At 70.6% G+C, this 11,779-nt stretch carries 11 protein-coding genes; 4 read left to right on the forward strand and 7 right to left on the reverse strand.

Annotated features, from left to right (window positions below):
• From ACFQ36_RS06000 to argC, 4 genes are all read right to left on the reverse strand, one after another.
• Positions 1 to 942: acetylornithine transaminase (locus ACFQ36_RS06000; RefSeq protein ID WP_377011619.1), on the reverse strand; the 942-nt coding region annotated here is incomplete at its 3' end.
• The gene (argB, locus tag ACFQ36_RS06005; protein WP_377011622.1) at positions 939 to 1,850 is read right to left on the reverse strand and encodes an acetylglutamate kinase; all 912 of its coding nucleotides are present in this window, start codon (positions 1,848 to 1,850) and stop codon (positions 939 to 941) included. The genes argB and ACFQ36_RS06000, both read right to left, overlap by 4 nt.
• A gap of 13 nt (positions 1,851 to 1,863) precedes the next feature.
• Complete coding sequence (gene argJ / locus ACFQ36_RS06010) at positions 1,864 to 3,027, reverse strand: bifunctional glutamate N-acetyltransferase/amino-acid acetyltransferase ArgJ (RefSeq protein ID WP_377011624.1); 1,164 nt, start codon at positions 3,025 to 3,027, stop codon at positions 1,864 to 1,866.
• Entirely contained in the window at positions 3,024 to 4,055 is a 1,032-nt protein-coding gene (gene argC, locus ACFQ36_RS06015; RefSeq protein ID WP_377011626.1) for an N-acetyl-gamma-glutamyl-phosphate reductase, read from the reverse strand. Before argC ends, argJ begins: the two co-directional genes overlap by 4 nt.
• A gap of 130 nt (positions 4,056 to 4,185) precedes the next feature.
• On the opposite strand from argC, the gene ACFQ36_RS06020 reads away from it, so the two are divergent.
• Positions 4,186 to 5,172 (forward strand): quinone oxidoreductase family protein, encoded by a 987-nt coding sequence (locus ACFQ36_RS06020; RefSeq protein WP_377011628.1) that lies wholly within the window; start codon positions 4,186 to 4,188, stop codon positions 5,170 to 5,172.
• Between the two features lie 74 nt (positions 5,173 to 5,246).
• Here the strand turns inward: ACFQ36_RS06020 and pheT are convergent, their stop codons facing one another.
• Together pheT and pheS are read right to left on the reverse strand one after the other, a co-directional pair.
• A complete protein-coding gene (gene pheT, locus ACFQ36_RS06025; protein ID WP_377011629.1) occupies positions 5,247 to 7,823 on the reverse strand; it encodes a phenylalanine--tRNA ligase subunit beta in 2,577 nt (858 codons plus the stop codon).
• Between the two features lie 3 nt (positions 7,824 to 7,826).
• Positions 7,827 to 8,927 (reverse strand): phenylalanine--tRNA ligase subunit alpha, encoded by a 1,101-nt coding sequence (gene pheS / locus ACFQ36_RS06030; RefSeq protein WP_377011631.1) that lies wholly within the window; start codon positions 8,925 to 8,927, stop codon positions 7,827 to 7,829.
• Between the two features lie 124 nt (positions 8,928 to 9,051).
• Between pheS and ACFQ36_RS06035 the strand changes: the two genes are divergently transcribed.
• The 3 genes from ACFQ36_RS06035 to ACFQ36_RS06045 all read left to right on the forward strand — a co-directional run bounded on the left by ACFQ36_RS06035 (position 9,052) and on the right by ACFQ36_RS06045 (position 11,293).
• Positions 9,052 to 9,477, forward strand: coding sequence for a DUF4157 domain-containing protein (locus tag ACFQ36_RS06035; RefSeq protein WP_377011633.1), 426 nt, complete (start codon positions 9,052 to 9,054; stop codon positions 9,475 to 9,477).
• 71 nt (positions 9,478 to 9,548) lie between these two features.
• Positions 9,549 to 10,211, forward strand: coding sequence for an SIMPL domain-containing protein (locus tag ACFQ36_RS06040; RefSeq protein WP_377011635.1), 663 nt, complete (start codon positions 9,549 to 9,551; stop codon positions 10,209 to 10,211).
• Between the two features lie 38 nt (positions 10,212 to 10,249).
• Positions 10,250 to 11,293: an Rv2578c family radical SAM protein gene (locus tag ACFQ36_RS06045; protein ID WP_377011636.1), complete on the forward strand. Its 1,044-nt coding sequence runs from the start codon at positions 10,250 to 10,252 to the stop codon at positions 11,291 to 11,293.
• A gap of 57 nt (positions 11,294 to 11,350) precedes the next feature.
• Here the strand turns inward: ACFQ36_RS06045 and ACFQ36_RS06050 are convergent, their stop codons facing one another.
• A complete protein-coding gene (locus ACFQ36_RS06050) occupies positions 11,351 to 11,776 on the reverse strand; it encodes a (deoxy)nucleoside triphosphate pyrophosphohydrolase (RefSeq protein WP_377011637.1) in 426 nt (141 codons plus the stop codon).
• Between the last annotated feature and the right edge of the window lie 3 nt (positions 11,777 to 11,779).

The raw sequence follows: 11,779 nt of genomic DNA on the forward strand, positions 1-11,779 counted from the left end.
GGCCGCGGTGGCCAGCGGGTTGCCGCCGAAGGTGGTGCCGTGCTGCCCGGCGGTGAGCAGGCCGGAGACCTCCGCGCCGAAGGTGACCAGGGCGCCGATCGGGAAGCCGCCGCCGAGGCCCTTGGCCAAGGTCATCGCGTCCGGCAGGACCGGCTCGCCGCCGGCCACCTCGCCCTGGAAGGCGAACCAGTTGCCGGTGCGGCCGACGCCGGACTGCACTTCGTCCAGGACCAGCAGGGCGCCGGCCTCGCGGGTCAGGTCCCGGGCGGCCTTCAGGTAACCGGCCGGCAGCGGCCGGACGCCGACCTCGCCCTGGATCGGTTCCAGCACGACGGCGGCGACGGTTGAGTCCACTGCCGCGCGCAGCGCCTCCACGTCCCCGAACGGAATGTGCTCGACGCCGCCGGGCAGCGGCTCGAACGGCTCGCGGTAGGCCTGCTTGGCGGTCAGCGCGAGCGCGCCCATGGTGCGGCCGTGGAAGGCGCCCTCGAGGGCGATGATGCGCGTGCGCGGCTGCTCGGGGGTGCCGGCATTGCGCCGGGCCAGCTTGAAGGCCGCCTCGTTGGCCTCGGTGCCGGAGTTGGCGAAGAACACCCTGGACCCGGCGGGGGCCTGGGCGAGTTCGAGCAGCTTCTCGGCCAGGGCAATCTGGGTGGGGCTGGTGAAGAAGTTGGAGACATGGCCCAGGGTGGCCAGCTGGCTGGATACGATGCTGGTCAGGAACGGGTCGGCGTGGCCCAGCGCGTTGACCGCGATGCCGCCAAGCAGGTCCAGGTATTCCTTGCCGTCGGCGTCCCAGACGGTGCAGCCGGTACCGCGCACCAGCACGCGCTGCGGAGTGCCGAACACCCCCATCAGGGAATTGTTGTACCGGGCCAGCAGCTCCTGGTTGTGCAGCCCCTCAAAGGCCGCCAGTTCGGCTGCGGTGTGCGTGTCGCTCATGCGTCCTCTCCATCCGGAACGATCTGGGTGCCGATGCCAGCCGTCGTGAAAATTTCCAGCAGTATCGAATGCGGCATGCGCCCGTCCACCACCGCGGCGCGTTCCACTCCCCCGTCCACGGCCTTCAGGCATGCCTCCATCTTCGGGATCATGCCGGACTCGAGCTTGGGCAGCAGGGCGCGCAGTTCGGAGGCGGTCAGCGAGGAGATCAGCGAGGAGCGGTCCGGCCAGTTGGCGTACAGGCCCTCCACGTCCGTGAGGATCACCAGGCGCGAGGCGTGCAGCGCATCGGCCACCGCGGCCGCGGCGGTGTCGGCGTTGACGTTGAGCACCTGGCTGGTGGGCTCGCCGTCATGGCTGATTTCGGGGGCCACGGTGGAGATCACCGGAATCCGCCCGGCCTCGAGCAGGTCCAGGATGGCGGAGGGGTTCACGCCCACCACCTCGCCGACCAGGCCCAGGTCCACCTCCTCGCCGTCCACCACGGTGCCGGTGCGCGCGGCCTGCAGCAGGCCGCCGTCCTCCCCGGACATCCCCACGGCGTAGGGTCCGTGGGAGTTGATCAGCCCCACCAGTTCGCGCCCGACCTGGCCGGTGAGCACCATCCGCACCACGTCCATGGCCTCCGGGGTGGTGACCCGCAGGCCGCCCTTGAACTCGGACTCGATGCCCAGCCTGCCGAGCATGGCATTGATCTGCGGGCCCCCGCCGTGCACCACCACCGGCCTGATGCCCACGTGGTGCAGGAAGACGATGTCCTCGGCGAAGGCGCGCCGCAGCTCCTCGTTGACCATGGCGTTGCCGCCGTACTTGACCACCATGGTGGTCCCGGCGAAGCGCTGGATCCAGGGCAGGGCCTCGATCAGGGTGGCGGCCTTGTCCTGGGCCACGAGCATTGAGGTGTTCATAGGGGCTGCCTTCTTAACTCGAGTAGGCGGAGTTTTCTTCGACGTAGGCGTGGGTCAGGTCGTTGGTCCAGATGGTGGCGGTCTCGCGGCCGGCGTTCAGGTCGATCACCACCGCCACTTCCCGGCCGGAGAGGTCCACCAGGCTGCGCGGCTCGCCGACGCCGCCGTTGCGGCAGACCTGGACGCCGTTCATCGACACGTTCAGCTGCTCCGGCTCGAACGCCGCGTCCGTGGTGCCGACGGCGGAGAGCACCCGGCCCCAGTTCGGATCGTTGCCGAAGATCGCGGTCTTGAACAGGTTGGAGCGGGCGACGGCGCGGCTGACGTTCTCGGCGTCCGCCTCGGTGGCGGCGTTCACGGTGGTGATCGCGATATCGTGGCTGGCGCCCTCGGCATCGGTGATCAGCTGCCGGGCCAGGTCCGCGCAGACCCGGGTCAGGCCGGCGGTGAATTCGCCGGGGTCGGGGGCGACCCCGGAGGCGGCCGAGGACATCAGCACCACCGTGTCGTTGGTGGACATGCAGCCGTCCGAGTCGGTGCGGTCGAAGGTGACCCGGGTGGCCGCACGCAGCGCCGCGTCGAGCGCGGCCGGTTCCAGCGCGGCGTCGGTGGTGATCACCACCAGCATGGTGGCCAGTCCCGGAGCCAGCATGCCGGCGCCCTTGGCCATGCCGCCGATGCTGTAGCCGGCGCCGGCAAAACCCGCCTGCTTGGAGACCGTGTCCGTGGTCATGATCGCCTCGGCGGCGGCGGCGCCGCCGTCGCTTTCGCTTCCACTGCCCAATGCGGCCACGGCCGCCTCGACGCCGGGCAGCACCTTGTCCATCGGCAGCTGCTCGCCGATCAGGCCGGTGGAGCAGACCACCACGTCGCCGGCGGAAATGCCCAGGGCGCCGGCGGTCTTTTCCGCCGTGGCGTGGGTGTTCTGGAAGCCCTCGGCGCCGGTGCAGGCGTTGGCGCCGCCGGAATTGAGGATGACGGCATCCACCCGCCCGTCGCTGACCACCTGGCGGGACCACAGCACCGGGGCGGCCGCCACCCGGTTGGAGGTGAAGACGGCCGCCGCCGCCTTGGCCGGGCCGTCGTTGACCACCAGGGCCATGTCCGGCTTGCCGGAGGCCTTCAGGCCGGCGGTGATGCCCGCGGCGCGGAAGCCCTTGGGTGCGGTGACGCTCACGGTGCTACTCCCTGGTGGGTCAGGCCGGCGGTCTCCTCGAGGCCGAGGGCGATGTTCATGGACTGGATCGCACCGCCGGCAGTGCCCTTGGTGAGGTTGTCGATGGCGCAGGTGATCACCACGCGGCCGCTGTGCTCGTCGAGGGCCAGCTGCATCACGGCGTGGTTGGAACCCAGCACGGCCTTCGTGTGCGGCCAGCGGCCCTCGGGCAGCAGGTGCACGAAGGGCTCGTCCGCATAGGCGGCGGCCCACGCCTCGCGCAGCGCCGCGGCGGTCGCCCCGGACCTGGCCTTCGCCGTGGCGGTGGTGAGGATGCCGCGGCTCATCGGGGCCAGTGTGGGCGTGAAGGAGACCTTCACCTGCGCGCCGGCGGCCGCGCTCAGGCCCTGTTCGATTTCCGGGGTGTGCCGGTGGCCGCCGCCGACGCCGTAGGGGTTCATCCCGCCCATGACTTCCGAGCCGAGCAGGTTGACCTTGGCGGACTTGCCCGCGCCGGAGGTGCCGGAGGCGGAGACGATCACGACGTCGTCAGGCTCCAGCAGGCCGGCGGCGAAGCCGGGCGCCAAAGCCAGCAGCGAACTCGTCGGATAGCAGCCGGGCACCGCGATGCGCCGGGCAGTGCGCAGCCGCTCGCGGTGCCCGGGCAACTCCGGCAGGCCGTAGGGCCAGGTGCCCGCGTGCGCGGAGCCGTAGAACTTCTCCCAGGCCATCGGGTCCTCGAGGCGGTGGTCGGCGCCGGCGTCGATCACCAGGGTGTCCTCCGGCAGCTGCGCGGCAATGCCGGCGCTGGCTCCGTGCGGCAGGGCCAGGAAGACCACGTCATGCCCGGCCAGGTTCTCCACCGTGGTGTCCACCAGCTCGCGCCCGGCCAATGAATGCAGGTGCGGCTGGAGTTCGCCCAGCGGCGCCCCGGCATTGCTGTGGGCCGTGATCGCGCCAATGGACACACCCGGATGGCTGGCGAGCAGGCGCAGCACCTCGCCGCCGGCATAGCCGCTGGCACCGGAGACGGCAACAGAAAAACTCATAACAACCACCGTACAGTAAATTTATGCATTAGTCATGATAATTATACAGCCTGCGGCAGGTGTGCCGGCGGCCTAGGATGGTGTCCGCATCCGCGCATCCAGCAGCATCGGACCAGGAGAGGACTCCCCCATGACTGAAAGCCCGACCCGGACAACCAAAGCAATTGTGGCAGCCGCCCCCGGCGGACCAGAAGTCCTGCAGTTGCAGGACGTGGACATCCCGGTCCCGGGAACCGGGCAGCTGCTGGTGAAGGTGGCCGCCGCCGGGGTGAATTTCATCGAGACCTACGAGCGCAGCGGCACCTACAAGGTGCCCTTCCCGTATACCCCCGGCAGCGAGGCGGCAGGGACAGTGGCGGCGCTGGGCGAGGGGGTCACGGGGGTTGCCGTCGGAGACCGGGTGGCGTTCTCGGAGGGGTCCGGGACCTACGCCGAGTACGCCCTGGTCCGTGCCGAGGCGGCGCTGCCGGTGCCCGAGGGCATCAGCGACGAGGTGGCCGCCGCCATGCCGCTGCAGGGCATGACCGCGCACTACCTGGTCAATTCCACCTTCAAGGTGCAGGCGGGGCAGACGGTGCTCACCCACGCCGGCGCAGGCGGCGTGGGCCTGATCCTCACCCAGCTGATCAAGGCCAAAGGGGCCCGCGTCATCACCACCGTTTCGTCCGATGAAAAGGAGGCGCTGGCCCGCGCAGCGGGCGCGGCCGAGGTGCTGCGCTACGAAGGCTTCGCCGAAAAGGTGCGCGAATTGACCAAGGGCACCGGCGTCGACGTGGTGTACGACGGCGTCGGCAAGGACACTTTCGACGGCTCGCTGGCGTCCCTGCGCAAGCGGGGCATGATGGTGCTCTTCGGCGGAGCCTCCGGCCAGGTTCCGCCGTTCGACGTGCAGCGGCTGAATGCCGGCGGCTCCCTCTTCCTCACCCGGCCCAAGCTCGCGGACCATCTGCTCACGTCCGAGGAACGGCGCTGGCGCTCCGGCGAGTTGTTCGATGCCGTCCTCGCAGGCAAGCTCAACATCCGGATCGGCGCCAGCTACCCGCTGGCCGACGCGGCCCGGGCCCACGCAGACCTGCAGGCCCGGCGGACCACCGGGAAGCTGCTGCTCATCCCCTGATCCGGCCGGCGCCTGCAGGCTGCGTGCCATGCCTGTGTGCGCTGCGTCGCCGTACGCTAAGCCGCCCTGCCTGCTCAGCGCTGGACGGCGCCGATGCGTTCGGCGGCCAGGGCGACGGCAGCGGCGCGGGCCTCGGAGGCTTCCTCCGCGGTGAGGGTGCGGTCGTTGGCGCGGAAGCGCAGGCCAAAGGCCAGCGACTTCTTGCCCTCCCCGATGCCGGGGCCGGTGTAGACGTCGAAGAGCGCGATATCTTCGAGCAGCCCGCCGGCACCCTCGCGCAGCGTCTCGAGCACCTCCCCGGCGGGGATGGCCTCGTCCACGACCAGCGCCACGTCCTGGGTGGCCACCGGATAAGTGGAGATATGCTTGGCCACCACCACATCCGCAGCCGCCTCGAACAGTGCGTCCGCGTCCAGCTCGAAGGCCACGGTACGGGCCGGCAGGTCCCGGGCGGCCAGCAGCTTCGGATGCAGCTCGCCGGCATGGCCCACCAGCTCTCCGCTGCGCAGCGACAGGGCAGCCGTGCGGCCGGGGTGGAACGCCTGGTGCGCCCCCTGGGACACCACCAGGTCCACGCCGAGCACGTCGGCCACCAGGCGGGCGGCGTCCAGTGCATCGGCCCAGTCCCACGGCCGCGGGCTGTGGCCGGCACCGGCCGGTGACTCATGGCCGGTGAAGACCGCGGCAATGTGCAGCGGCTGTGCCGGCAGCCCGGTGTAGAGCCTCTCCAGCACCTCCTCCGGGGGCAGCTGGCCCAGCGGCGGGAGTTCGGCCGTCCCGAGCGTGCCGTCGGGCAGGAAGACCAGGCCGGCCTCGTAGAGCGCCAGGTCGCGGAAGCCGCGGGAATGGTTGCGCCGGGCGGTTTCCAGCAACCCGGGCAGCACCGTGGTGCGCAGGTAGCCGTGCTCGTCGCTGAGCGGGTTCGCCAGCTTCACGGCGCTGCGCCCGGCACCGGCCTCGGCCACCCCGAAGGTGTCGTTGTCGGCCTTGGTGACGAAGGGGTACGAGAGCACCTCCACCAGCCCGGCGTCGGCGAGCGCCTGCAGCACCCGGCGGCGCTGCTGCTGCTGGCGCGTCAGCCCGCGCCCGGGCGGGGCCACCGGCAGGGTCGCCGGGATCTTGTCGTAGCCAACCAGCCGGGCGATCTCCTCGGTCAGGTCCTCCTTGATCGCCAGGTCCTGGCGCCAGCTCGGCACGGTGACGGTGTAGCCCTGGTCGTCCCGGCCGGTGCCGCCGTGCTTTTCGACGACGTGCTTTTCAACGACGGCGCCCAGGTCCGCCAGGCTGCCGGTGATCTGCTCCTCGGTGAAGTCGATGCCGATCCGCTCGGCGGCGAAGCCGGCGGGCAGCTCGATGGTCACGGGGGCCGGCTCCATGCCGACGTCGGTGGCTGCGGCGTCGGCGGTGCCGCCGGCCAGTTCGGTCAGCAGGTCCACCGCACGCTGGGCGGCCTCGTCCGCGACCTGCCAGTCCACACCGCGTTCGAAGCGCTTGGAGGCTTCGGAGGGCAGCTTGTGCCGGCGCCGGGAGCGGGCGATGCTCACTTCCTCAAAGTGGGCGGCCTCGATCAGCACGTTGACGGTGCTGTCCGAGACCTCGGTGGCCGCCCCGCCCATCACGCCGGCAATGCCGATCGCGCCGGAATCGTCGGTGATCAGCAGGTCCTCGGGATCGAGGGTGCGGACCTTGTCGTCGAGGGTCTGCAGGGTCTCCCCCGGGTTCGCGCGGCGGACCACGATGGGCCCCTGGAGCTTGTCCAGGTCGTAGAAGTGCAGCGGCTGGCCCAACTCGAGCATGACGTAGTTGGAGATGTCCACCACCAGCGAGATGGAGCGGATGCCGGCCAGGCGCAGCCGCGAGGCCATCCACGGCGGCGTCGGCCGCTTCGGGTCCACCCCGCGCACCGTGCGGGCCACGAAGCGGTCGCAGCCGGGCTTGCCGTGGATCGGCGCCGCGTCCTCAATCTTCACCGGGTAGCCCTCGCCCGCCGGCTCGGCGACGACGACGCCGTCGGCAGGGTCCTTGAACCCGGTGCCGGTGGCGTGGGCGTATTCACGGGCCACGCCGCGGATGGAGAAGCAGTAGCTCCGGTCCGGGGTGACGTTGATTTCGGCGGCCTCGTCGTAGAGCCCCAGCACCTCGAGCGCATCCGCGCCGACCTCGGGGTCCAGCCCCAGCGTGGACAGCACCAGGATGCCGTCGTGGTCCTCGCCGATGCCCAGCTCGCGCACCGAGGCGATCATGCCCGCCGAGATATGGCCGTAGGTGTTGCGCGGGGTGATCCGGAAGTCGCCGGGCAGCACGGCGCCGGGCAGGGTGACGACCACCTTGTCCCCGGGCTCGAAGTTGTGCGCCCCGCAGACAATGCCCTGCACGCCGGAGGGGTCGATGCCGTCCCCGGTCAGCGCCTGCCGGGCGCCTTCGGGCACCACGCGGACCTGGCACCAGTTGATGGTCTTGCCGTTGGACTGCGGTTCCTTGACCACGGAGAGCACCTGGCCCACCACGATCGGGCCCCTGAGCTCGTCCAGCGGGCGGTGGACGCCCTCTTCCTCCAGGCCGACCTTGACCAGTTCGGCCATGACGTCTTCGGCGGTGGCGTCCGCCGGCACCTGGGCATACTCGCGCAGCCAGGAAAGTGGGATACGCATTGCTTAGATCTCCATCCCGAAGTGTTCGCTGAAACGGACGTCGCCCTCGATCATGTCGTGCATGTCGCTGACCTCGTTGCGGAACATGAGCGTGCGCTCGATGCCCATGCCGAAGGCAAAGCCGGAGTAGACCTCGGGGTCGATGCCGGCGGCGCGCAGCACATTCGGGTGCACCATGCCACAGCCGCCCCATTCGATCCACTGCGGCCCGCCCTTGGCGCCGGGATGCCAGATGTCCAGTTCCGCGGAAGGCTCGGTAAACGGGAAGTAGTTCGGGCGCAGCCGGATGGACGCCTCGGCGCCGAACATCTGCCGGGCGAAATGCTCCAGGGTGCCGCGCAGGTCCGCCATGCTCAGGCCCTTGTCGACGGCCAGGCCCTCGAACTGGTGGAACACCGGGGTGTGCGTGGCGTCCAGCTCGTCCGTGCGGAAGACCTTGCCCGGGCACAGCACGTAGACCGGCAGGTCCCGCTCGAGCAGGGAGCGGACCTGGACCGGCGAGGTGTGCGTGCGCAGCAGCAGGTGCGCCTCGGGCGGGTCGACGAAGAAGGTGTCCTGCATTTCCCGCGCCGGGTGGTCCGGCTTGAAGTTCAGTGCGTCGAAGTTGAACCACTCGGACTCCACCTCGGGACCCTCGGCGATCTCCCAGCCCATGCCCACGAAGATGTCGCTGACGCGTTCCTGCAGCGTGGAGAGCGGGTGCCGCGCCCCGGCCCGGCGCCGGCGCGGGGCGGCGGTGACGTCCACGGCCTCCTCGATGAGGATTTGCGCGTCCCGCGCGGCCTCGAGCTCCTGGGTGCGGGCCGCGAGCGCCTGGTTCACCCGCCCGCGGGCCGGGCCGATGATTTTGCCGGCAGCGGCCTTGTCCTGCTTGGCCAGCTTGCCGATTTCCCGGTTGGCCAGGCTCAGCGGCGACTTCTCGCCGGTGTGGGCGATGCGCGCGGTCTTGAGCTCGTCCAGGTTGCCGGCGGCTGCGAAGGCGGCGAGCGCGCGGCTGACGGCGTCGTCGACGGCGGCTTCGTCCAGCGGATGCGGCACGCTCCGGGCGGGCTCGGCCAGTTCCGCCGGCTGCGGGGAGGCGGTCCCCAAGGTGGTTTCAGACATGTCTTCGTTCTTAACTGTGGTCGGTCAGTAGTGTAGGTAGCTCAGCGTGGTAGCTCGGTGCGGGTTCCCCTAGGCGGCCCCGGCACCAATAAGTCTAACGGCCGGGGCGTCCTATGATGTCCGCATGACCTTTCGGGAGCGCCTGCGGAAGGCGCTGAACTGGCTTAACCTGTCCACTCCGCTGGGCCTGGCCGTGGCCGCCGCCGCCGGCTGCCGGACCCGGCCCGGACCGCACGGGCTGGTCATCGCCCACGGCTACCGGCCGGTGCTGCCGAAGGCCGCCGCCTTCACCGTGGGCAATGTGGTGCTTTTCCGGCCCGCAGCCGCGGCCCTGGCGGAGCATCCCGAACTGCTCGCCCACGAGGCCCGCCACAGCACGCAGTATGCCGCCTGCCTGGGTCTGCCGTTCCTGCCCCTCTACGGCCTGGCCGCCCTGTGGTCGCTGTGGCGGACCGGCGATCCAGCCTCGCGGAACGTCTTCGAGCGCCGGGCCGGCCTGTCCGCCGGCGGCTACATCGAACGTCCGCTGCGGGCCTGGAGACGGCCGTGAAGGCTACGGTCCTGAACGATACGATCACGGAGGAATAGGTCACGGAGGAAATGGCTATGGAGGAAACAGGCGTGCAGGAAACAGCCGTGAACGACGGCATCACCGTCACCGGAACCGGGTCGGCATCGGGCGCGCCCGACCTGCTCCGGCTCAGCCTCGGTGTCGAAACCACCGCCACGGACCTGGCCGGGGCCTGGCGGCGTACCGCCGATGCCGCCGAACGCCTGCTGGCCGCGCTGCACGGCGCCGGCATTGCCGGCGACGACGCCGCCACGTCCGCCATCTCGCTGCGGCCGGAGACTGCCTGGCGCAACGGCCGGGGCCAGGAAACCACCGGGTACACCGCCTCCACCTCCTTCGGCGTCACCATCCGGGCCCTGCCGCAGGCATCCGAAGTTCTCCAGGCTGCCGTGGCGGCCGCCGGCGACAGCCTGCGGGTCGGCGGCATCAGCTACGGCTTTTCAGACCCGGCCGCCCTGGCCGCCGCGGCTCGGGAGGCTGCATGGCGGGACGCGCAGATCAAGGCCGGACAGCTGGCCGGCCTTGCCGGACGCACGTTGGGCATGGTGCAGCGGATCGAGGAAGCCCCCGCCGGCGGGCCCGCGCCGCTGCCTGCGGTCCGGGAAGCCGCCCTGGTGGCCGAGGCCATGCCGGTAGTGCCCGGCTCGGCCGAGCTCGCCGCCCGTCTCACCGTCACGTGGGGGTGGGGGTCGGCCCCTGCGGCCAGCCTGTAATGCCAGCCCGGGATTAGAACATATGTTCTAATATAGGTATGCGCTGGTCAGGACAGAGCCTTGAGTCGGAAGATCCGCTGGCCCTGCCCGGCCTGTCCCGGATTGCCGGGCTGGTCCGCAGCACGCGCGCTCCCGAGTTCAGCGGGGTCACGTTCCACGAGGTGCTCTGCAAGAGCGCCCTGAACCGCGTCCCGGCTCAATCCGCCATGCCCTTCGACTGGACGATCAACCCGACCAGGGGCTGCCTGCACCAGTGCACCTACTGCTTCGCCCGGCGCACCCACGAGTACCTGGATTTCGATTCGGGCCTGGACTTCGACACCCAGATCATCGTCAAGACGAATATCGTGCAGGTGCTGCGCAAGGAACTGGCCCGTCCAGCCTGGCAGCGCGAGCACGTAGCGCTGGGCACGAACTCGGACCCGTACATGCGTGCCGAGGGGCGCTACCGCCTCATGCCCGGCATTATCACCGCGTTGGCCGACTCCGGGACGCCGTTCTCAATCCTGACCAAGGGCCCGCTGCTCAAGCGGGACCTGCCGCTGCTCACCGCGGCAGCCCGCAGCGTGCCGGTCAGCGTCGGCATCTCACTGGCGTTCATGGACCCCCGGCTGCAGCAGCGGGTCGAGCCGGGCACGCCCACTCCGAAGGCCCGGCTGGACCTGGTCCGCACGGTGGCCGACGCCGGGCTGGACGTCAACGTCATGGCCATGCCGGTGCTGCCCTGGCTGACGGACGGGGACGAGCATCTTGATGCGCTCTTCGGCCGGCTCAGGGCGGCGGGAGCCACAAGCGTGACCGCCGGCGCCCTGCATCTGCGCCCGGGATCGCGCGAGTGGTTCCTGCAGTGGCTGGACCGCGACTACCCGCAGCTTACCGGCCGCTACCGGCAGCTGTACGGCGGGGGCACCTACGCATCCAAGGAATACCGGCAGTGGCTGGCCGGGCGTGTGGCCCGCCTCCGCGCCCGGCACGGGTTCGACGGACCGGCCTACGGCCTCCGGGGTTCAGGCCTCCGGGATTCCGGCCTCCGGGCCGCCGGAAGCGTCGGGGAGGCCACCCCCGCCCCGACGCTGTTTTGATCCGCTGTTTTTGACCGGCTCTTTCAGTTTTTGACCGGCCCTTACAGTGGCCGGCTGCTACCGCACGGCCTCCAGCACTGCCGTGACGATCGGCAGGTCGGCAGGGATCCACGGCAGGGCGCCGAGTGGGCCGGGATCGAGCGGGACCCAGCGCAGCTCGTCGTGGTCTTCCAACGGAAGCGGTTCGCCGGAGGAAACCTCGGCAAGCCAGACCCGCATGGCCGCGCCCGCCGTCAGCGGCCAGCCCTGCTCCAGCGGACCGGCGACCTCGGCACCCAGCCTGCTGTCCACGCCGAGTTCCTCCATCAGTTCGCGCCGCAGCGCATCCTCGCAGCTCTCCCCGGGCTCCACTTTTCCGCCCGGAAATTCCCACATGCCCGCATAGTGCTCGGGCGCGCTGCGCCGGGCGGCCAGCAGCCGGGAGGGCCGGGCCAGGGAATCCACAATCGCTGCGCCGACAATTTGCTTGAAACCGTTTTCCACCGT

The sequence above is a fragment of the Arthrobacter sp. GCM10027362 genome (genome assembly GCF_042679445.1).
GTDB lineage: Bacteria > Actinomycetota > Actinomycetes > Actinomycetales > Micrococcaceae > Crystallibacter.

Bases quoted from the DNA above. Each gene is read 5' to 3' on its own strand.
- pheT (WP_377011629.1), bottom strand. From the start codon at position 7,823: ATGCGTATCCCACTTTCCTGGCTGCGCGAGTATGCCCAGGTGCCGGCG.
- ACFQ36_RS06020 (WP_377011628.1), top strand. From the start codon at position 4,186: ATGACTGAAAGCCCGACCCGGACAACCAAAGCAATTGTGGCAGCCGCC.
- pheS (WP_377011631.1), bottom strand. From the start codon at position 8,927: ATGTCTGAAACCACCTTGGGGACCGCCTCCCCGCAGCCGGCGGAACTG.
- ACFQ36_RS06035 (WP_377011633.1), top strand. From the start codon at position 9,052: ATGACCTTTCGGGAGCGCCTGCGGAAGGCGCTGAACTGGCTTAACCTG.
- argB (WP_377011622.1), bottom strand. From the start codon at position 1,850: ATGAACACCTCAATGCTCGTGGCCCAGGACAAGGCCGCCACCCTGATC.
- argC (WP_377011626.1), bottom strand. From the start codon at position 4,055: ATGAGTTTTTCTGTTGCCGTCTCCGGTGCCAGCGGCTATGCCGGCGGC.
- ACFQ36_RS06045 (WP_377011636.1), top strand. From the start codon at position 10,250: ATGCGCTGGTCAGGACAGAGCCTTGAGTCGGAAGATCCGCTGGCCCTG.